Source organism: Luteibacter yeojuensis (assembly GCF_000964085.1).
GTDB lineage: Bacteria > Pseudomonadota > Gammaproteobacteria > Xanthomonadales > Rhodanobacteraceae > Luteibacter > Luteibacter yeojuensis_A.
Genome location: NZ_JZRB01000045.1, coordinates 1 through 19,709 on the forward strand (window position 1 = coordinate 1; position 19,709 = coordinate 19,709).

Sequence of the window (19,709 nt, forward strand, 5' to 3'; positions counted from 1 at the left end):
GTCCAGCAACGCCGTGCCCGCCACGAAGTCGGGTTGGTACCTCAACCTGAGCAACCCCCTGGGCGAACGCGTCGTGGTCACCCCCGCGCTGGACTCGAGTTCAAACACGGTATCGTTCAGCACGCTTATCCCCACGGCCAACGACCCCTGCACCACATCCAGTTCGGGCTCCCTCATCGCGCTGGATGGCGCGACGGGTACCGCCGCCTACGGCGTATCGATCGGGACGTCGACATACAGCCTGGGCAATGGCTACACGCTGGCGGGCTCACGCGTCACGGGCGCGGCCACGTCGGGCGCGCTCAGCACCGCCGCCAGCATCAGCGGCGGCATGGCGTACCCGCCTGGCCAGGTGAACGCGAGCGGCGCGACCCCGGGCTACAGCATCCCCACGGCCCGCCGCCGCTCGTGGCGTGTCCTGAACACCGGGTACTGAGATGCGGATACACACCAAGGCAAGCGGGGGTTTCACCCTCATCGAACTCATGGTCGCCGTGGCCATTCTCGCGATCCTCGCGGCGATCGCCATCCCGCAATACAACCGCTATGCGTTCCGCGCGCGCCGCGCCGACGGGCAAAAACTGCTGATGGCCATCGCCAATGCCGAGGAGCGCTACTACGCGCAGCAGAACAAGTACGCGGACCTCAAGACCATCGGTTTCGCCAGCACGGCCACGGCGACATCCGATAGCGGTTACTACACGGCGAGCGTGACCGCCACCACGGTGAACACGTTCGCCGCGCAGGGGTTCCTGGCCACGGCGACGCCCATCGGTGCGCAGGCGAAGGACGTGTGCACGACGCTGACGATCACGGATACCGGGGTGAAGAATCCCTCCCCCACGACACAGACTTCGAACGGGGCATGCTGGTGAAATCGCGCGGCTTCACACTCCTTGAATTGCTTGTCACCATCGCCATCGCCGCGATCCTCGTCGCCGTGGCGCTGCCCTCGTTCAAGGGCACCATCCAGCGCCACCGTTTGCGCAGCGCGGCCGACAACCTCCAGGCGGCGGTGGATTACGCGCGCGCCGAGGCGGTGCTGCGGGCCAGCTATGTATCGCTCTGCGCAAGTGCCGATGCCGCCACGTGTTCGGGCACGGCCACCTACGAGACGGGCTGGATCGTCTACGCGCACCCGGTCGCCACGACAGCCGCCACCGATACCTACGACGCCACGGCGTCGAAGGGCATGGAAATGCTGCGCGCAAACCAGGGCCTGAACCAGGTCTCCCTGCGCGCCTCCGATGCGGCCGTGGTCACCTTCGGCCAGCAAGGGCAGCTGGTGCCGCTTGCCTCGCGAACCAATGCCAGCCAGCCCATGGCGTTCGTCGTGTGCGCCGTCACCACCGGCACGGCCGCCCTGGGCCAGAACACCACGGCGGTGCCAGGCACGCGCATCGGCATCAGTACCGCGGGGGCCACCGCGGGCACCAAGCTGAATGCGGGCGATGCCTGCACGCCCTGACTTTGCGCTACATTGCCCGGCCTGAACCCCGCTGGGAGAGCCCCGATGATCGACCACACCGGCGTCACCGTCAGTGACTTCGAACGCAGCAAGGCGTTCTACCAGGCGGTGCTCGCGGCCATCGGCTACGAGCTCCTCGCCATCTTCCCCGCCTCGGTCACCGGCCGCACCGATGTCGCCGGCTTCGGCGAGGGTGGCAAGGCCGATTTCTGGATCTACAAGGGCGAGCCGAACCAGCCGCCGGTGCATGTCGCCTTCCGCGTAAGTTCGCGGCAGCTTGTCCATGCGTTCCACGAGGCCGCGCTGGCCAACGGCGGGCGCGACAACGGGCCGCCCGGGCCGCGCTCGCATTACCACGAAGGCTATTACGGTGGCTTCGTGCTCGACCCGGATGGCCACAACATCGAAGCGGTGTTCCACGGCACGCCGGGGTCTGCCGCCTGATGGCCCATTACCAGGGGCCGTTGCTAATCGAAACCACGGCGAACGCGTTGCGGGCCGCCCGGAAGGCGGGCGACACGACATGGCGCGGCTCGCTCGACCTCGGCCGCAGCGATGGCACGGCCACACTGGGTGACGATCACTGGGGCTGGCGTGGTGCGTCGTATCCCTACCCCGGCAAGGTGAAACCCCGCACCATTTACGCATGGGATGGCGAGGCCTTCGAGCCGGTGTCACGGTTCGAAGGCTCCCTGATCAAGCTGGTGCCCACGGCATGGGGCGTGCCCACCTTCGAGATCGACGGCATCAAGATGTTGCCGACGTCCAGGGAATCACCCCTGGACGATGCCCGGCGCAAGGTGGCGCTGGTCGAGCCGCGCGGCAAGGTGGTGCTCGATACGTGCGGCGGCCTTGGCTACTTCGCGGCGTGCTGCCTCGACGCGGGCGTGGCGCGCATCCAGTCGTTCGAGAAAAACCCCGACGTGCTGTGGTTGCGCACGATCAACCCCTGGTCGCCCGATCCCGACGCGGCCGAGGCGGCGGGTCGCCTGCAGCTGGCCCACGGGGATGTGGTCGAAGCGATCGCGGGCATCCCCGATGCCTCGGTCGACGCCATCCTGCACGACCCACCGCGTTTCGGCATCGCCGGTGAGTTGTATTCGCAGGTGTTCTACAACGAACTGGCGCGCGTCATCCGCCGCGGCGGCCGGCTGTTCCACTACACCGGCAGCCCCAACAAGCTGACCACGGGCCGCGATGTGCCCGCCGAAGTTGCTGCACGGCTTACCAAGGCCGGTTTCCGGGCGAAGCCCGAACTCGACGGCGTCTACGGCACCCGCGGCTGAAGCCGCAGGGTGCCGAAGGCAGGCGTCTGCCCGCGGGCTTCCAGCATAACGGTCAGCGGGGCGCCCGCCGGTGCCGGTGTCGCCAGCGTCACCGTTTCAACGCGGGGCGACCAGCTCAGCGATGCCGCCGGGAAATCACGGGTCGCCACCACCGCGCCCTGCATGCGCACCGTGGCGTGTAGCACGCCTTCGCCTGCGCCATGCCGGTAAAGCGGGATGCGGATGGCGCCGTTGCCGCCTTCCTGCCGCACCGCCTGCATCACGGGCTTGCCGGGCAGGATGGGCACCGCGATGGCCACGGGCGCCGTGGCACCTGTCGCCGGGGACGCGAGCGGTACATCGACGCTGGCGGCACAGGCGAGTGGCGCGATGCCGCCCGCTTCGTCGAAGCGCAGCGGTTCCTGGTAATGCGTGGCCAGGCCCTCGTTGCGCTCGGCATGGTCCCATCGATCGGACTGGTACAGGTAAACCGCCGCACCCTTGCCAGGCAGTGTCGCCACGTCGGCCGGCTGGCCCCCGCAGGAGTCCTTGCTGATCTTCGCCCTGCCCGACCACGGCCCGAGCGGTGACGAAGCGCGCATGTACGAGGTGCCCGTCGCGCAATAACCGCAATTGGGGTCCGAGAACGTGAGGTAGTAACGCCCGCCACGACGGAACAGCGACGGTGCCTCGGTGGCGGTGAGGCCCAGGCGCACGAAGGCGCCGGACCCGCTGGTATAGGCGCCGTCGAGCTTCTCCACCACGATATCGCCCTTGCGGCGCCAATCGGTGTAAGCGAGGTAGGCGGTGCCATCGTCGTCCACGAACACGTCGTGGTCCCCATGGTTCAGGCCAGGCGGCAAGCCGGCATTGACGGCAAGACGCGGCAGCGCCACTTCGTTGAACGGGCCGGTAGGCGTGCGGGCGGTGAAAACGTGGTAACCCACGCCGACGTCGTAGCTGTTGATCCACAGCACGTACCGTTGGGTGCGGGCGTTGTACACCACGTGCGGGCGGTAGCAGCCGTACGTGCCGCCGTCGCACCGCGCCTGCCAGGCGGGCGTGGCGGCATCGAACAGCGCGCCTTCATCGTGCCACTGGGCAAGGTCGGCCGACGAGTACACGCGGAAGCCACAGAACGGCGTGCCCTTCTGGTTCCACTGGTAGCCGCAGCCATACTGCGTGCCATAGAGGTAATAGCGGCCGTTGAAGTATTGCAGGTCGCCATCGTGTGCATCGATGGCGTTGCCCTGGTCGTCGAGGCGGAAGGTGCCAGGGGCACCGTTGCGCACGGTACTGGCCAGCAACGGGCCGGCAAGCAGCACGCAGGCGAACAGGGCGATCAGGCGTCGCATCGTGTGGCAGGCTCCTTCGGGCAAGCGAAGGAGTCTGCCACACGCACCCGCTGTCGAAGGTCGATCAGTTCGCGAAGCAGCGGTGGCCGTACGGGCCCGGGTGCGAACCCGGCGGGCACGGCTCTACCACGCGCACCTCGCGGGCGGGCCGCACGACGCAGCCTTGCAGGGTCAACGCGAGCAAGGACGCGACGATGGCGGTCTTCACGACAGTGAGCATTCGGACGCTGGAGCGCATGGGCATGACCTCGTTGTGGGATGGAACGGGCGCAAGAACGAGGCGGGGCCGCAGGGAGTTGACCCGGCCTGCCGCCCCGGGTCGGCAAGGATTCATGAACATGAGCCTGCGTTAAGTCGGTGGGGGCTGGGTTTCACGGCGTTACGTGACTAGCCTGTAGAGCCTCGAAGAGGAGGCGTGCCATGCGAACCCTGTTGCCGGCCATGGTCGCGGCCCTGCTCGCGACACCCGTAGTTTCCGCAGGGTTGCCGCCCCGCACCGCGTGGCATGCGAGCAGTTCCTCGCAGCAGGTCCCTGCGCTAGCGCCGCAGCACGCCATCGATGGCGACGAGGCGACGCGCTGGGGTGGCGCATTCAGCCCCGGCCAGTGGTTCCAGGTCGACCTGGGCAGCGTCACGAAGGTCGGCGGCGTACGCATTCATTGGGATAGCGGTTTCGCCGCCGCCTACGCCATCGAGCTGTCGACGGATGGCAAGGCGTTCCACCCGGTGTATACGGTCACCGATTCGCCCGGTGGCGTGGAATACCTCGTCTTCCCCGCCGAGGAGGCGCGTTACGTGCGGCTCGCGGCGCCTGCGCGCACGGCGGACTGGGGTGTTTCCGTCTTCGAGTTCGAGCCCATCGCCGCCGCCGATGCGGCTCGCGTGTCCGGCCTCGCCGGCACGAGCGATAGCGCTTCGCTCTGGGCCGACGGGCACCCTCGCGTTGTCGCGGCAAACGCCGCTGGGCGGCACGTGGACATCCACCTGCCTCGCCCGCTCGATATCGCCGGCATCGAGGTGGCATGGCAGGGCCCGCGCCCGGGCGTGGCGCTGCAGGCCCGGGATGGGCGCGGCGCATGGCAAACGATGGATGCGGACCCCGGTAGCGCAGGCCAAACCTCGTACCTGGCCGCGGCCCAGCCATTCACGGCCACCGACCTGCGCCTCGCCCTCGACGCCGGGCCGGCCACGGCCACCATCGCGCGCCTGCGTTTCCTGAGCCCGCCCCGCGTCATGACACCGATGAAGCGTTACCAGGTGGCCGCGTCACGCGCCAACGCGGCGCTGTTCCCCTCGTCGCTGCACATGCAGCAGGTGTACTGGACCGATGTGGGCGTGCCCGCGGGCCTGCAGAAAGCGATTTTCGACGAGTACGGTGACATCGAGCCCTTCAAGGGCGGCCCGCTCGTGCAGGCGATCTGGCGGGGCGCCGATGGCAAGGCGGCCGTGGCGGATAACGGCCCACGCACGCATGCGCTTCGCGATCGATGGAAGCCGATGCCATCGGTCGGCTGGAAAGCCACGCCAGCGCTCGACGTCACCGCCGAAGCCATTGCCTGGCAGGCCACTAACCAGCCGGTGGTGCTGCTGCGCCACCGGCTGGTGAACCACGGTGCCACGCCCGTCGACGGCACGCTGTACCTGGCCGTGCGCCCCATGCAGGTGAACCCGCCGTGGCAGAACGGCGGCCCCTCGCCGATCCGCAATATCACCGTGGGCGCGGGGGCCGTGGCCGTCAATGGCCGCATGTTGCTGAAGCCCCTTACCCCGCCCGACACCATGGCGGCGGCGCCATTCGGCGAGCATGGCGCGACGGAAATCACCGGCGCCATCGCCGCGGGCACGCTGCCGGCGACCACCACCGCCAGCGACAAGGACGGCCTCGCCGCCGGCGCGCTCGGCTACCACGTCCACCTCGCCCCGGGCGCAAGCCGCGACATCGTCGTGGCGTTCCCACTGGGCGACGCGCCGGCGAACGCCGATGGCGCGTTGCCACCGCCGCCCGCGCTCGACGACCCCAGGATCACCGCAACGGCTTTCGACAGCCTCGCCGCGCAGGTGTCGTCCGAATGGCAGGTGCGCCTCGGGAGCGTGGGCCTCGCGTTGCCCGATGCGTCCCTGGTCGACATCCTGCGCTCGCAGGCGGCCTACATGCTCGTGAACCAGACCGGCCACGCGATGCAGGCGGGCCCGCGCAACTACAACCGTTCGTTCATCCGTGATGGCGCGGCGACCGCATCGATCCTGCTGCGAATGGGCGAGACGAAAACCGCACGTGATTACCTCGACTGGTACGCCAGCCATGCGGTGCACGAGAACGGGCTCGTCTCGCCCATCCTCAACGCCGATGGCACGGTGAACCGCGGCTTCGGCTCGGATATCGAATACGACAGCCAGGGCGAATTCATCAACCTGGTGGCCGATGTCGCGCGCTTCGGCGGCGGGCCCGAGGCGGTGCGTGGCTACCTGCCCAAGGTGCGCGCCGCCATGCACTTCATGCAGGCACTGCGCGAGCGGACCATGGTGCCAGGCTACCTCGCCGACCTGCCCCAGCCGCAACGCTTCCACGGCATCATCGCGCCCTCCATCAGCCACGAAGGCTATTCGAGCCCCACGCACAGCTACTGGGACGACTGGTGGGCGCTGAAGGGCTGGCACGACGGCGCGTGGCTGGCGGCGCAATGGGGTGACAAGGAACTGGCCACCTATGCCCGCACGCAGTACGCCGCGCTGCGCGCATCGGTCGGTGCGTCGATCCGCGCCACCATGGCGTGGAAGGGTGTCGATACCCTGCCGGCCGCCGCCGATCTTGGCGACGGCGACCCCACCAGCGTGTCGATCGCGCTCGACCCGGCCGGGCAGATGGACGTGCTTCCCCGCGACGCCCTGGTACGCACCTTCGACCGCTACCTCGCGGATGTGCGCAAGCGCGAGCAGCCCGGTGCGCTGTTCGCGTACACGCCCTACGAGCTGCGCAACGTGCTCACCTACGTGTACCTCGAACGGCCCGCGGATGCGGCCGAACTGCTCGACACCATCGTCCGCGACCGCCGGCCGCCGGAATGGAACATGTGGGCCGAGGTGGTCCATTCACGCCTGCGCCACCCCGGGTACCTGGGCGACATGCCGCACACCTGGATCGGCGCGGAATACGCCCGCACGCTGTTCGGCATGCTGATGCGCGAGGCCGACGACGGCCTTTACCTGTTGCCGGGCGTGCCGCCCGCGTGGGTCGAGGGCCCGGGCCTTGCGGTATCGAAACTGCCGGTGGCCTTCGGCACGCTGAACGTCGCGGCCCGGCGGGCCGGTGGCGTGTTGACCGTCACGCTCGACAAGGGCATCCGACCCGATACCCCCGTGCGGGTGTTCTGGCCAGGACGCGTGCGGCCAGCCAGCGTCGAGATCGACGGCAAGGCCGCCGCCGGGTGGGATGCGGATGGCATCCGTGTCGACCATCCCTTCCATACCCTCGAGGCCCATTTCGACGAGGGTTCGCGCCACTGACACACGACGTGGGAGAACCTGCGCAGCATGGATACCCGCACCTTCATCCGCATGACATGGCTTGGCGCCGCGCTGCTCCTTGCCGGCTGCTATCCGCTGCGCGATACCACGCGGCCGCCCGCCACCAAAGTGCTACCGGCGCCCACGGCCGCCACGCGCCTCGTCATCGTGCTCCCCGGCATCCGTGACAACCTCGACTCCCTGGAGGCGAGTGGCATCGGCGGTGCCATCCAGGGCGCGTGGCGCGATGCCGACGTGGAGCTCGTCGAGCTGACCATGGGTTTCTACAAGGACGGCAAGGCCGTGCCCGATGTCCACGCCCTGGTCGAAGCGGCACGCGGCAAGGGCTACCGGCAGGTGTGGCTGGCCGGCGCGTCACTGGGTGGCATGGGGGCCTTGCTCTACGACACCGCACACCCCGGCGTGGTGGATGGCCTGGTGCTGTTCTCGCCCTACCTTGGCGATGACACGACACTCGATGCGATCCGCAGGGCCGGCGGCGTGGCGGCATGGCAGGCGCCCGCCGCGGCAGTGCCCGGCCCGGCGAACTGGCAGGCGCAGATGTGGCGGCGTGTGCAGGCGTGGGCCGCGCAACCCGGCGGTGACCCGCGTGCCTGGCTGGCCTACGGTGCCGGCGACAAGTTCGCGCCCAACATGCCACTGCTCCTGCCGGCCATACCCCCAGGTCATGTCGTGACAGGGCCTGGTGAGCACGCGTGGACGACGTGGACGCCCCTGGCGAAGCAGGTGTTCACGCGGGCGAAGTGAGCCTCATGCTTTCGCGCCCTTGCCACGCAGCGGCACGTCGCGCAGGAACCACGCGAGGCAGAACCCGAGGAACACCACCACCGCCGCCACGTGGTACACGAGGTGCAACGACGCACCGAACGCGTGGATGAACTTCTCGTGCAACGCCGGCGGCATCTTCGCCACCATCTCGGGCGAGAACGTGCGCGGGCCCACCTGGCTGGCCGGGATGTCGTCCTTCATGCGGGATTGGAGGCCCTGGGTGAACAGCGCGCCGAACACCGACACGCCCACCGAGCCGCCTATGGAACGGAACAGCGTGACGCCGGAGGTGGCGACGCCCATGTACTTGATGTCCAGGCTGTTCTGCGTGGCCAGGATAAGCACCTGCATCACCATGCCGATGCCCAGGCCCAGGATGCCGGCGTACACGTAGATGAGGTAGAGCGGATCGGTATCGGCGACGCTGCCCAGCAACACCAGGCCCACCGCACCGATGAACGTGCCGATGATCGGGAACATGCGGTAACGGCCGATGCGGCTGATGATGCGGCCCGCGACGATCGAGCTCACCAGCACGCCGCCCATCAGCGGCAGCAGCTGCAGGCCGGCACCGGTGGGCGAGACGCCCTTCACCACCTGCAGGTACAGCGGCAGGTAGGTCGTGGAGCCGAACAGCGCCGTACCCACGAAGAAGCCGATGAGGCTGCAGAGCAGGAACGTGCGGTGCCTGAACAGGTGTAGCGGGATGATGGGCTCGCTGGCGATGCGTTCTTCGTAGATGAAGCCGGCCACCGCTACCAGGCCCATGAACAGGATGGTCCACAGCGCGAACGAATCCCACGGCATCTGCGTGCCGCCCTCGGTCGTAAACAGGATGAGGCAGCTGAGCGCGGTGGCCAGGAAGCCGGCGCCGAACCAGTCGATGGCGTGCTTCACGTGGCGCGTGTGCGGGTGGAACACCGCGGCGATGACCACCAGGCACAGGATGCCCAGCGGCAGGTTCACGTAGAAGATCCAGCGCCAGGTGAGGTGGTCGACCATGAAGCCCCCCAGCAGCGGCCCCACCACCGTGGCCAGGCCGAACACGCCACCGAACAGCCCCTGGTAGCGGCCGCGGTCCGCGGGTGGCACCACGTCGCCGATCGCCGCCATCGTGATCACCAGCAGGCCGCCACCGCCCAGCCCCTGCAGCGCACGCATCAGGATCAGCATGGTCATGTCCTGCGCCAGGCCGCACAGCACCGACCCGATGAGGAAGATGGTGATGGCGGTCTGCAGGACGATCTTGCGGCCGTACAGGTCGCCGAACTTGCCGTACAGCGGCACGACCACGGTGGAGGTGAGCAGGTAGGCCGTGACCACCCACGAGAGCTGGTTGAGGCCCCCCAGCTCGCCCACGATGGTGGGCAGCGCCGTGGACACGATGGTCTGGTCGAGTGCGGCCAGCAGCATGACCAGCATCAGCGCCGGGAACAGGATCCGCAGGGATACCTGCTGCGGCACCGGCGCCAGGCTGGGCTCGACGACCGCGTTGGGCGTCTCGGCGGGTTCGGTACGGTGGGCGACGGTCACGGGCGGCGGGCCTGTTAATTAATTAAGTAGTCAGTTAATATATGCGGCAATGGGTCGCAACGCAATGGCCCGCTAGCGTGCTATTCATTCGCGATGAGTTCCGTGACCAAACCCCGCCGTGGCCGCCCGCCGGGCCGCCCTTCCGCCCAACCCGATGGCGTGGACCAGCGCGCCCGCCTCATCGAGATCGCGCTGGGCCTGTACGCCCGCTTTGGCTACGCCGGCACGACGCTGGCCGCCATCGCCCGCGAGGCCGGCATGACCCCGGCCGCCGTGCACTACTACTTCAAGACACGTGAGCAGCTGTTCGAAGAGGTCCACGCGGCGCATATCGTGCCCATGCGCAAGCACGTCGAGTCCATCTTCCAGGCCTATGCCGGCGACCCCGCCACGGCCTTCGTCAAGGTGGCCGAGCGCTTCGTCGACGTGGCCGAGGAGCACAGCTGGATAGCGCCGATCTTTTTCGGCGACCTGCTCACGGACGAAAACTCATTCCGCCAGCACATGAAGAAACAGGTGGACTACAAGATGCAGGAGGCCTTCCACGCCCGCATCCGCGAGTGGCAGGCCGAGGGCAAGCTGCACGCCGACCTGGACGCGGCGTTGATCATGCCCTCGATCATGTCGCTCACCATGCTGCTAATGGCCGCGCGGCGGAAGTGGAAGGACGACCCGATGCGCAAGCATGTCGACCGCGAGACCATCCGCCGCCACGCCATGGCGCTGCTCGGCCACGGGCTGGGGCCCGTGAAGGCGTAGAATCGGGGTTTTACCCGCGGAGCACGGCCTTGGCCTTCCCCTACTCCCTCGTCATCTTCGACCTCGACGGCACGCTGGTGGATAGCGCCGCCGACATCGCCGAATCCGTGAACCGCACGCTCCGCGACTGGCGCCTGCCCACCTACGACGTGAAGCAGATCACCGGCTGGATCGGCGAAGGCTCGCGCCAGCTCATCACCTACGCGTTCCGCGAAGCGGGTAGCGACGCCGATATCGACAAGGTCATGCCGGGTTTCCTGGAACATTACGCCGAGACCGCGCTCGACGGCATCGCCTACGACGGCGTGGTCGACACCCTGGCCGCGCTGCACGCGCAAGGCGTGAAGCTGGCCGTGTGCACGAACAAGAACGAAGAATTCGTGCGCCCCTTGCTCGAGGCCCGCGGCATGCTGCCGTACATCGATGGCATCGTGGGCGGCAACACGCTGCCGCAGCGCAAGCCCAGCGGCGTGCCGCTGAAGCACCTGGCCGATGCGGCCGGCGTGCCCCTGGCGAAGACGCTGATGGTGGGTGATTCCGAGAGCGACATGCTGGCCGCCCAGGATGCCGGGGTGGCCTATGTGCTGGTGAGCTACGGCTACCCGAAGGCCCTCGACGTGCACCAGGCCGGGGCCGTGGCGGTCATCGACCGCATGCCCGGGCTGGTCAGCGCCTTTCAGCGGTAGGCATCGATCGCGGCCTTGATCAGGCCCACGTCGTCCTCGATGCCGTAGGCCGGCGGCGCTGAATAACCAAACCGGGTGATCACCAGGTGCGCCGACGGCACGATGTAGATGCGCTGGCCCATCGTGCCGCTGGCGAAATAGCCATCCTTCGGAAAGCCACCCTGCACGCGCATGCGGGCCACGTCGCTCGGGCCATCGTTCGTCCAGAAGCCCGCGCCGTAGGGTGCCCCCAGCATCGAGGTGCGAGACCACCGGGCCCAGCCTTCGGGCAACACGCGCGTGCCGTCGGGTGCCTTGCCGTCGTTGAGATACAACAGGCCAAAACGCGCGTAGTCACGGGCGCTGGTGTAGACATAGGTGGAGCCGATGAAGGTGCCCTTGCCGTCGAACTCCATCGTCACGTCGCCCATGTGCAGCGGTGCGAACAGGCGCTGGCGGGTGAAGGCGCGCAGCCCCGCGGCGCCGCCGCCCACCGTCTCGCCGACCAGGCGGCTGAGCAGCACGGTATCGGCACTGGTGTATTCGAAGGTTTTGCCGGGCGCCTTTTTTGCCGGCTGCGCCGCGGCGAAGCCGGCCATGTCGGCGTTGAGGAACTCCATCTTCGCCACGGGGCTGAACGCGGACTCCGCTTCCTCGGCCGCAAGGCCGCTCTGCATGCGCATCAGGTCTTCGATGGTGATCGCGGCACGCGGATCGCCGGGGGTGCGCCACTCCGGCGGGTCGAGCAGCCGCGTGGCGTCGAGCTTGCCGTCGTGTACCAGCAGGCCCAGCAGCGCGTTGGTGAACGATTTGGCGACCGAGAAGCTGATGAGCGGCGAGTGGATGCCGTAACCGGGGGCGTAGCGCTCCGCCACCACCTTGCCATCCTTCACGATGACGACGGCCTTGACGGCCTTCGGCGCGTCGCCGGGGCGTTCGTCGAACACCCGGTCGAGGGCCATGGCGACGGCCGGCTTGTCGGTCACTACCGCCTTGGGCGGCGCGAAGCCGTCGTCGACGGCGGGTGTGACGGCGGGGGCCGCGGTGAACGCGACGTTGCCGGGCAGGTCGAGGCGGCAGCCATAGCCCGGCGTGTAGCTTGCGGTGGCCAGGGTCGACACGAGGCCGTCGACGGCCACCCGCCGTGCCGGCCGGTCCACGTGCACCGAGAGCAGCGCCGCGCCGGCGCTGCCGATCATCGGCCTCACCAGCTCCCGGAAGATCGCCTCCGGATCCTGCTGCCCGACGAAAACCATCGAGCACACATGGTGCGCGGCGACCCCGGCGGCGACACGCAAGGCCTGGTCGGGCCGGGCGATGGCCCAGCCGGCACCGGCCAGCGAGACGGCGAGGGCGGTAGCGATGATGGGGGTCTTGCGCATGGCGGCGGGCTCCGTTGGGCTTGGAGCTAATCTGGTGGGCCGTCGGTGGTGTTTGGGGCGTCGCTGGGACGAACGGCGTGGGGCGTGGGACAAAAAAGCATCGCCGGCAAGCCGGCTCCCACAGGAACCCGCCGCTCTTGTGGTAACCCGCCGCTCTTGTGGGAGCCGGCTTGCCGGCGATGCCCCGCTGCTCGTGTGGGAGCCGGCTTGCCGGCGATGCCCCTAAACCTTCCCCGCTACATCGGCGTCGAAGTAGCGCCTCGTCCACGTCACCCGCCCGCCATCGACCAGCACCAGCCGCTTCTCGCCATCGGGCCAGGGCTGCACCTCGGTAACGGCGCCGAGGCGGACGATGGTCGAGCGGTTCACGCGGGCGAACACCGACGGGTGCAGGCGCGCCTGCATGGCATCCAGCGTGCCGCGCAGCCGGCGCGGCACGCCGGCCACGTACACATCAAGGTAGTTGCGATCCGACTCGATGCGATCGACGCGTTCCAGCGGCACCAGTTCGGCCGCATCGCCCGTGGGCAGCAGCAGGCGCTCCAGATAGTGCGCGGGCGCCGGCAGGTCGCCAAGCAGCCCTTCCAGCCGCGGCGCGCACGGCACGATGCGCTGGCACAAGCGCCGCACGGTGCGCGCGAAGCGATCCGGCCCCACCGGCTTCAGGAGGTAGTCGAACGCATGCACGTCGAACGCCTTCACCGCCATATCGTCGTGCGCGGTGACGAAGACGATCTCCGCCGGCAGCGGATCGCCCAGCGCCTGCAGCACGCCGAAGCCATCCATCCCGGGCATGCTGATGTCGAGGAAGACGATGTCGGGCCGCTCGCGCTGGATAAGGGCGACAGCGGACGGCCCGTCCGATGCCTCCCCGACCCATGCGATGCCCGCGTCGTCGGCGAGGTAGCGGCGCAGCTTGGCGCGCGCCGGGGCCTCGTCATCGATGACGACGGCGCGCAGCGTCATGGTGCCGCCGCCCGGCGCAGGGGTAGCCACAGCGTGACGACCGAGCCCGCGCCCGTCACCGCCGCATCGCGGCGTACCCCCGCCGCCGCGCCGTGCAGGTGCATGAGCCTGGCCGCCACGTTCCCCATGCCGATGCCATGGCCCTGCCGCGGCCCCGCTACCGAGTCGCCGCCGCCGTCGCTGACGGTGAGCACGGCACGTTCGCCTTCGAGGTAGGCCTCGACACGCACGTGGCGCGCATCGCCTACGCCACCATGCTCGATGGCGTTCTCCACCAGCGGCTGCAGCACCAGGAACGGCACCGGTACGTCGGCGAGGCCCTCGGCCATGCACAGCGACGCGTCCAGCCCGTTGCCGAACCGGGCACGCTGGATATCGAGGTAAAGGTCGAGCAGCCGCCACTCCTCGCGCAGCGGGTGTTCCTGCGCCGTGGCGGCGAGCGTGGCGCGCAGCAGCTCGCCCACGCGCGAGAGCATCTCGTCCGCGACGCGCGGCCTCTCGTACATCAACTCGGAAACCGCGTTGAGGGTGTTGAACAGGAAGTGCGGGTTCAGCTGCAGGCGCAGCGCCTCGAGGCGTGCCTCGGAGAGTGCCGATTCCAGTTGCGCGTTGCGCAGGTCGCGTTCGCGGCCCTCGCGGTAGCGGTCGAACAGGAACAGCCCCACGACGATGACGACGTAGAAGAACAGCTGCGTCGGCACTTCCATCAGGTAGCGCCACGGCGTGGGTGGGTAGGCGTAATCCGCAAGGCCAGCCGCGCGGAAGGTAACTTGCCGCAGCGCGATCATCAGCGAGGTTTGCGCCACCGATAGCGCACTGAACACCGCGAGGTGCGCCCAGGCCGTGCGCGGCATGCGCCGCAGGGCCACGAAAAGCAGCGGCAGGCACGCGCCGAAGCTCAGCGAGCCGGTGAGCTCTTCGATCAGCTTCGGCACGAAGGGCGTGACGTGCCCGTTGGCGACATCGACGAGGAAGCGATTGGTGGCGCGCAGCAGGCCGATGGCCACGAGCAGGGCGAGCCACGGCCACACGGCACGGCGGCGCCATGCGGCTGGAACTGCCCTGCCCCCTGCTACCGACATCCGCCCCTCTCGTGCTCGTGTGGGAGCGCGCTTGCGCGCGATCGCGCGCAAGCGCGCTCCCACAGTTTAAGCACAGATCAGTTCAGGACAGATCAGGCGGCGCGCTTCGGCAGCACCCAGTCGGGGCGGATGAAGTGGCAGGTGTAGCCGTTGGGGTACTTTTCCAGGTAATCCTGGTGCTCGGGCTCGGCCTCCCAGAACGGCCCCGCGGGCGCGATCTCGGTGACCACCTTGCCCGGCCACAGGCCCGACGCGTTCACGTCGGCCACGGTGTCTTCCGCCACGGCCTTCTGCTCGTCGTCGAGGTAGAAGATGGCCGAGCGGTAGCTGGTGCCCCGGTCGTTGCCCTGGCGGTTCATCGTGGTCGGGTCGTGGATCTGGAAGAAGAACTCCAGGATCTTCCGGTAGCTGGCCCTGGCCGGGTCGAACTCGATCTCGATGGCTTCGGCATGCGTGCCGTGGTTGCGGTACGTGGCGTTGGGCACGTCGCCGCCGCTGTAGCCAACGCGCGTGCTGATGATGCCGGGCTGCTTGCGGATCAGGTCCTGCATGCCCCAGAAGCAACCGCCGGCGAGGATGGCCTTCGATGTCATGCCGCACCTCCGTTATCGCGGGTGAACAGGCGGGCGTAATCGCCGTAGCCTTCCTTCTCGAGTTCCGCCACCGGGATGAAGCGCAGCGAGGCCGAGTTGATGCAGTAGCGCAGGCCGCCACGGTCGCGCGGGCCGTCGGGGAACACGTGGCCCAGGTGGCTGTCACCGTGCGTGGAGCGCACCTCGGTGCGGATCATGCCGTGCGTGGTATCGCGGTTCTCGACGACGTGCTCGTCCTCGAGCGGCCGGGTGAAGCTGGGCCAGCCGCACCCGCTGTCGAACTTGTCGAGCGACGAGAACAGCGGCTCGCCGGAAACGATGTCGACGTAGATGCCCGGCTCCTTGCTCTCGTGGAAGGCGTTGTGGAACGGGCGCTCCGTGCCGTTCTGCTGGGTGACCCGGAACTGCTCCGGGCTGAGGCGGGCAAGGGCCTCGGGGGTCTTGCTGTAACCGGACATGGGGAGCCTCCCTGGGGAACTCCCCCCATAATGCGGGCGCGCCGCGCGGATGCAATGCTCAGGCGGCCAGGTCCTCCACCCAATGGTGGCCGCGCTGGGCCAGCAGCGCACGGGCGGATTCGGGGCCCCAGGTGCCCGCGGCGTAGGCCTCCGGGCCGCTGCCGGCCGTGGCCCAGCCCTGCAGGATCGGGCTCACCCAGGCCCAGGCGGCCTCGGTCTCGTCCTTGCGGACGAACAGCGCGGGGCTGCCCTTCACGGCATCCAGCAGCAGCCCCTCGTAGGCGTCGCGGAACCCCGCACGGCCGGCCTCGCCAAGCGCCGACTGCGCGTCGACCTCGCCCAGGCCGAACGTGTTGCCCGGCTGCTTCACGAACAGGGGCAGGATGACGCTCTCATCCGGCTGCACCCGTATCACCAGCCGGCTGCCGGGGCGTGCCTCGCCGAACAGGCCCGGCTCGCTGGCGCGGAACTGGATGACGATCTCGGTCAGCTTCTCGGGCATGCGCTTGCCCGAGCGCAGGTAGAACGGCACGCCCTGCCAGCGCGGGGTGTCGATCTCGGCCTTCAGCGCCACGAACGTCTCGGTGTTGCTGGGCGCGGCATCGGGCAGCTCCTCGCGGTAGGCAGGCACCTCGTGGCCGCCCGCCATGCCGCGCACATACTGGCCGCGGGCCACGTTGGCGCCGAGGTTGCCGGCATCGAGCGGCTTCAGCGAGGTGAGCACGCGCACCTTCTCGTCACGCAGCGCATCGGCATCCAGCGACGAGGGCCGCTCCATGGCGACGACGGTCAGCACCTGCAGCAGGTGGTTCTGGATCATGTCGCGCAACGCGCCCGAGCCGTCGTAGTACCCGCCGCGGCCCTCGAGCCCGACGGTTTCCGCGGCGGTGATCTGCACGTAGTCGATCGATTCCCTGTCCCACATGCGCTCGAGCATCGGGTTGGCGAAGCGCAGCGCGATGATGTTCTGCACGGCCTCCTTGCCCAGGTAATGGTCGATCCGGTAGATGCTGCTTTCCGGGAAGTGCCGCCCCACGCCCTCGTTGACGTCGCGCGCCGTCGCGAGGTCGGTGCCGATGGGCTTTTCGAGCACGATGCGCGATTGCGCCGTACGCAGGCCCTTCTCGTCGATGTTCCGGGCAATGGCACCGTAGAGGTCGGGCGCCGTCGCGAGGTAGAACACGCGGACGCGCCCGGCATCGTCCGTGGCCAGCTTCGCTTCCAGGCCGGCCCAATGCCCACCGGCATCGGCGCCGTTGAGGCTCACGTAGTGCACCAGGCCCAGGAACCGCGCCACGGTGTCGTCGACGAACTCGTCACCCTTGATGTAGTCACCCAACGCCTTGCGCGCACGTTCGCGGTAACCCTCGTCGTCCAGCGGCGAACGCGCCGTGCCGATGATGCGTGCGTCGCTGGGCACCTGGCCCGCGGCGAAGCGGCGGTAAAGCGCGGGCAGCAGCTTGCGCATCGTGAGGTCGCCGGTGGCGCCGAAGATCACGTAATCGAAGGACGGGACGGGTTCGAGCGGGCTGGAAGTGGTCATGGCCTGGTATCCGGTGGCTGATGCACGTCTGGATAAGGTGCATCGGAGCGGATTCAAGGCCTTTGATCGATCTAAATTAATGACCCGGCGTCACGGCAGTTTTGCCTCACCCCCGAAAAGTTCCGCGTGCAGGAACGGCGCCATGGCCAGGACGAGGGCCTGCACATAGGCGCTTTCGCGCGTGGCGTGGCCGTTGGTGAGCAGGCCAATGGCCCCACCCTGCTGCTTGATATTGGTGGTGCCGAACAGCCTGTCCATGACATGGCCCAGTTCTTCGCCGTCAAGCAGGGCCTCGTACGCCGCGGGCGGCAGGGGCAGCCATGCGCTGCGCCCCACCGAGACCACCTCGCCGTGGGCGATGGCCACGATGCCGAAGTTGGCCGGGCCATCCTCGCTAACGTCGACACCGCCTTCCACGGCCACGAAGATATCGGCCTCGGCGTGCTGGCGGCAGTACGCGAGCCGGTTGAGCGCACCTTCGCGGGTCTCCGCGAGGGTCATGGGCTGGTCGGGTACGCCCGAAGGCGCGTGCATGCCCTCGCAATGCAGCTCGCGCCCCGGGAACAGGGGGGTGAGCGCCGTGCGCACCGCGCCCACCTTCACCGGGTTGCGCGACCCGACGATGACCTTGATGGGCGTCGCGGCCATGTTCAGCCCAGCGCCTGGTCGACCATGGCCTGCGCTTCCTCGAGCACCTTGGCCAGGTGATCCTTGCCGCGGAAGCTCTCGCCGTACACCTTGTAGATATCCTCGGTGCCCGACGGGCGCGCGGCGAACCATGCCTGCGCCGACATGACCTTGATGCCGCCGATGGGCTGGCCATCGGCCTGGTTGACGACGCTGGTGATCGCATCGCCGGCGAGCGTCTGCGACGAGACCTGGCCGGGCGCGAGCTTCGACAGCTTCTGCTTCTGCGCGTGCGAGGCCGGCGCATCGATGCGGGCATTGGCGGGATCACCCAGCAGGCCGGTGATATCGCGGTAGACCTCGCCCGGGTCGCGGCCAAGCCGCGCCGTCATCTCGCCGGCCAACAGCGCGGCGACGAGGCCATCCTTGTCGGTGGACCACGCCGAGGCATCCTTCGCGAGGAACGACGCACCCGCGCTCTCTTCGCAACCGAAGCCCACGCTGCCGTCGAACAGGCCCGGCACGAAATACTTGAAACCCACCGGCACCTCGAGCAGCGGGCGCTTCAGGTGCGCCGCGACGCGATCGAGCAGGCCCGTGCTCACGGCCGTCTTGCCGACGGCGGCGTCGGGGCTCCAGCCCGGGCGGTTCTGGAACAGGTACCACGCGGCGGCGGCCAGGTAGTGATTGGCCGGCATGAGCCCGGTGCTGGGCGCGACCACGCCGTGGCGGTCGTGGTCGGTGTCGCACGCGAAGGCGACGTCGAACGTATCCTTGAGGTGGATAAGGCGCTGCATGGCGTACGCCGACGACGGATCCATGCGGACCTTGCCGTCCCAGTCGAGCGACATGAAGGCGAACGTCTTGTCGACCACCTCGCTCACCACGGTGAGGTCGAGGCCGTAGCGCTCGCCGATGGCGCTCCAGTAGTGCACGCCCGCGCCGCCAAGCGGGTCGACGCCCATGCGCACGCCGCTGGCGCGGATGATATCGAGGTCGAGCGCATCGCCCAGGTCACCCACGTAGCGCTGCAGGAAATCGAACGCATGCGTGGTGGACGCCCTGGCGGCTTGCGCATAGGGCATGCGCCGCACATCGCGCAGGCCGCCTTCGATCAGCGCGTTGGCGCGGTCGGCGATCCACTTCGTGGCATCGGTATCGGCCGGGCCGCCATGCGGCGGGTTGTACTTGATGCCACCGGCATCGGGCGGGTTGTGCGACGGCGTGATGACGATGCCATCGGCCTTGCCGCTGTCGCGGCCGCGGTTGTGCACCAGGATGGCGTGCGAGACCGCGGGCGTGGGCGTGTACTCACCGCCCGCGCTCACCATCGTGTCGACGCCATTGGCGGCGAGGACTTCCAGCGTGCTCTCGAACGCGGGCTGCGACAGGGCGTGGGTATCGATGCCCACGTATACCGGGCCGTCGACACCGGCCTGCTTGCGGTACTCGCAGATGGCCTGCACCACGGCGAGCACGTGCGCCTCGTTGAACGAGCGATTGAACGATGAGCCGCGGTGGCCCGAGGTGCCGAAGGCGACGCGCTGCTCGGGCACGGCCGGGTCGGGCTTCAGGTCGGCGTAGGCGGCCAGCAGGGCCGGGAGGTCGACGAGCGTGCCCTCCGTGGCGGGCTTGCCTGCGAGGGGGCTGATCTTCGCACTCACCGGGCGCTTCTCCTGTCAAAAAGGGCTTCAACCGTGAAGCATACGCGCCCTTTTGA

General features: G+C 68.7%; 20 protein-coding genes. 9 read left to right on the plus strand and 11 right to left on the minus strand.

Going from position 1 to position 19,709, the window contains the following annotated elements; genetic code table 11:
- The 5 genes from VI08_RS22095 to VI08_RS16960 form a co-directional block, all read left to right on the plus strand.
- A partial coding sequence (locus VI08_RS22095) for a hypothetical protein (protein WP_045830808.1) occupies positions 1-436 on the plus strand: 436 nt, incomplete at its 5' end.
- A 1-nt stretch (position 437) separates the two neighbouring features.
- On the plus strand, positions 438-875 hold the full coding sequence (locus tag VI08_RS16945; RefSeq protein ID WP_045830809.1) for a type IV pilin protein: 438 nt from the start codon (positions 438-440) through the stop codon (positions 873-875).
- Positions 866-1,468 carry a GspH/FimT family pseudopilin gene (locus VI08_RS21060; protein WP_052698032.1) on the plus strand — a complete coding sequence of 201 codons (603 nt, stop codon included), beginning with the start codon at positions 866-868 and terminating at the stop codon, positions 1,466-1,468. The genes VI08_RS16945 and VI08_RS21060 overlap by 10 nt, the downstream gene beginning before the upstream one ends.
- 45 nt (positions 1,469-1,513) lie before the next feature.
- A complete protein-coding gene (locus tag VI08_RS16955; protein WP_045830810.1) occupies positions 1,514-1,912 on the plus strand; it encodes a VOC family protein in 399 nt (132 codons plus the stop codon).
- Entirely contained in the window at positions 1,912-2,754 is an 843-nt protein-coding gene (locus VI08_RS16960; RefSeq protein WP_045830811.1) for a class I SAM-dependent methyltransferase, read from the plus strand. The genes VI08_RS16955 and VI08_RS16960 overlap by 1 nt, the downstream gene beginning before the upstream one ends.
- On the opposite strand, the gene VI08_RS16965 is transcribed toward VI08_RS16960, so the two are convergent.
- Together VI08_RS16965 and VI08_RS21855 are read right to left on the minus strand one after the other, a co-directional pair.
- A complete protein-coding gene (locus VI08_RS16965; protein ID WP_052698033.1) occupies positions 2,736-4,088 on the minus strand; it encodes a family 43 glycosylhydrolase in 1,353 nt (450 codons plus the stop codon). The genes VI08_RS16960 and VI08_RS16965 overlap by 19 nt on opposite strands.
- Before the next feature lie 64 nt (positions 4,089-4,152).
- Positions 4,153-4,332, minus strand: coding sequence for a hypothetical protein (locus tag VI08_RS21855; protein WP_232309582.1), 180 nt, complete (start codon positions 4,330-4,332; stop codon positions 4,153-4,155).
- 176 nt (positions 4,333-4,508) lie between these two features.
- Here VI08_RS21855 and VI08_RS16970 point away from each other — a divergent pair, with 176 nt between their 5' ends.
- Both VI08_RS16970 and VI08_RS16975 read left to right on the plus strand, forming a co-directional pair.
- The gene (locus tag VI08_RS16970) at positions 4,509-7,592 is read left to right on the plus strand and encodes a discoidin domain-containing protein (RefSeq protein WP_045830812.1); all 3,084 of its coding nucleotides are present in this window, start codon (positions 4,509-4,511) and stop codon (positions 7,590-7,592) included.
- 27 nt (positions 7,593-7,619) lie between these two features.
- The gene (locus tag VI08_RS16975; RefSeq protein WP_052698034.1) at positions 7,620-8,360 is read left to right on the plus strand and encodes an alpha/beta fold hydrolase; all 741 of its coding nucleotides are present in this window, start codon (positions 7,620-7,622) and stop codon (positions 8,358-8,360) included.
- 3 nt (positions 8,361-8,363) lie between these two features.
- Here VI08_RS16975 and VI08_RS16980 read toward each other — a convergent pair whose 3' ends face one another.
- On the minus strand, positions 8,364-9,914 hold the full coding sequence (locus VI08_RS16980; protein ID WP_198148986.1) for an MDR family MFS transporter: 1,551 nt from the start codon (positions 9,912-9,914) through the stop codon (positions 8,364-8,366).
- 102 nt (positions 9,915-10,016) lie between these two features.
- Between VI08_RS16980 and VI08_RS16985 the strand changes: the two genes are divergently transcribed.
- Positions 10,017-10,673 carry a TetR/AcrR family transcriptional regulator gene (locus VI08_RS16985; RefSeq protein WP_198148987.1) on the plus strand — a complete coding sequence of 219 codons (657 nt, stop codon included), beginning with the start codon at positions 10,017-10,019 and terminating at the stop codon, positions 10,671-10,673.
- 29 nt (positions 10,674-10,702) lie between these two features.
- Entirely contained in the window at positions 10,703-11,359 is a 657-nt protein-coding gene (locus VI08_RS16990) for an HAD-IA family hydrolase (protein ID WP_045830814.1), read from the plus strand.
- Here the strand turns inward: VI08_RS16990 and VI08_RS16995 are convergent.
- From VI08_RS16995 to pgm, 8 genes are all read right to left on the minus strand, one after another.
- Positions 11,350-12,720 (minus strand): serine hydrolase domain-containing protein, encoded by a 1,371-nt coding sequence (locus VI08_RS16995; RefSeq protein WP_052698035.1) that lies wholly within the window; start codon positions 12,718-12,720, stop codon positions 11,350-11,352. The genes VI08_RS16990 and VI08_RS16995 overlap by 10 nt on opposite strands.
- Positions 12,721-12,942: 222 nt before the next feature.
- Positions 12,943-13,686 carry a LytR/AlgR family response regulator transcription factor gene (locus VI08_RS17000; protein ID WP_045830815.1) on the minus strand — a complete coding sequence of 248 codons (744 nt, stop codon included), beginning with the start codon at positions 13,684-13,686 and terminating at the stop codon, positions 12,943-12,945.
- Positions 13,683-14,717 carry a sensor histidine kinase gene (locus tag VI08_RS21065; protein WP_052698036.1) on the minus strand — a complete coding sequence of 345 codons (1,035 nt, stop codon included), beginning with the start codon at positions 14,715-14,717 and terminating at the stop codon, positions 13,683-13,685. The genes VI08_RS17000 and VI08_RS21065 overlap by 4 nt, the downstream gene beginning before the upstream one ends.
- Positions 14,718-14,860: 143 nt before the next feature.
- Positions 14,861-15,361, minus strand: coding sequence for a peptide-methionine (S)-S-oxide reductase MsrA (gene msrA, locus VI08_RS17010; RefSeq protein ID WP_045830816.1), 501 nt, complete (start codon positions 15,359-15,361; stop codon positions 14,861-14,863).
- On the minus strand, positions 15,358-15,819 hold the full coding sequence (gene msrB / locus VI08_RS17015; protein ID WP_045830817.1) for a peptide-methionine (R)-S-oxide reductase MsrB: 462 nt from the start codon (positions 15,817-15,819) through the stop codon (positions 15,358-15,360). The genes msrA and msrB overlap by 4 nt, the downstream gene beginning before the upstream one ends.
- A 58-nt stretch (positions 15,820-15,877) precedes the next feature.
- Positions 15,878-17,362 (minus strand): glucose-6-phosphate dehydrogenase, encoded by a 1,485-nt coding sequence (zwf, locus tag VI08_RS17020; protein ID WP_045830818.1) that lies wholly within the window; start codon positions 17,360-17,362, stop codon positions 15,878-15,880.
- 90 nt (positions 17,363-17,452) lie between these two features.
- Positions 17,453-18,010 (minus strand): inosine/xanthosine triphosphatase, encoded by a 558-nt coding sequence (gene yjjX / locus VI08_RS17025; RefSeq protein ID WP_045830819.1) that lies wholly within the window; start codon positions 18,008-18,010, stop codon positions 17,453-17,455.
- Between the two features lie 2 nt (positions 18,011-18,012).
- Entirely contained in the window at positions 18,013-19,653 is a 1,641-nt protein-coding gene (gene pgm / locus VI08_RS17030; RefSeq protein ID WP_045830820.1) for a phosphoglucomutase (alpha-D-glucose-1,6-bisphosphate-dependent), read from the minus strand.
- Positions 19,654-19,709 lie beyond the last annotated feature (56 nt).

Bases quoted from the DNA above. Each gene is read 5' to 3' on its own strand.
- VI08_RS16945 (WP_045830809.1), top strand. From the start codon at position 438: ATGCGGATACACACCAAGGCAAGCGGGGGTTTCACCCTCATCGAACTC.
- VI08_RS21060 (WP_052698032.1), top strand. From the start codon at position 866: ATGCTGGTGAAATCGCGCGGCTTCACACTCCTTGAATTGCTTGTCACC.
- VI08_RS16955 (WP_045830810.1), top strand. From the start codon at position 1,514: ATGATCGACCACACCGGCGTCACCGTCAGTGACTTCGAACGCAGCAAG.
- VI08_RS16960 (WP_045830811.1), top strand. From the start codon at position 1,912: ATGGCCCATTACCAGGGGCCGTTGCTAATCGAAACCACGGCGAACGCG.
- VI08_RS16965 (WP_052698033.1), bottom strand. From the start codon at position 4,088: ATGCGACGCCTGATCGCCCTGTTCGCCTGCGTGCTGCTTGCCGGCCCG.
- VI08_RS21855 (WP_232309582.1), bottom strand. From the start codon at position 4,332: ATGCCCATGCGCTCCAGCGTCCGAATGCTCACTGTCGTGAAGACCGCC.
- VI08_RS16970 (WP_045830812.1), top strand. From the start codon at position 4,509: ATGCGAACCCTGTTGCCGGCCATGGTCGCGGCCCTGCTCGCGACACCC.
- VI08_RS16975 (WP_052698034.1), top strand. From the start codon at position 7,620: ATGGATACCCGCACCTTCATCCGCATGACATGGCTTGGCGCCGCGCTG.
- VI08_RS16995 (WP_052698035.1), bottom strand. From the start codon at position 12,720: ATGCGCAAGACCCCCATCATCGCTACCGCCCTCGCCGTCTCGCTGGCC.
- VI08_RS17000 (WP_045830815.1), bottom strand. From the start codon at position 13,686: ATGACGCTGCGCGCCGTCGTCATCGATGACGAGGCCCCGGCGCGCGCC.
- msrA (WP_045830816.1), bottom strand. From the start codon at position 15,361: ATGACATCGAAGGCCATCCTCGCCGGCGGTTGCTTCTGGGGCATGCAG.
- msrB (WP_045830817.1), bottom strand. From the start codon at position 15,819: ATGTCCGGTTACAGCAAGACCCCCGAGGCCCTTGCCCGCCTCAGCCCG.
- zwf (WP_045830818.1), bottom strand. From the start codon at position 17,362: ATGACCACTTCCAGCCCGCTCGAACCCGTCCCGTCCTTCGATTACGTG.
- yjjX (WP_045830819.1), bottom strand. From the start codon at position 18,010: ATGGCCGCGACGCCCATCAAGGTCATCGTCGGGTCGCGCAACCCGGTG.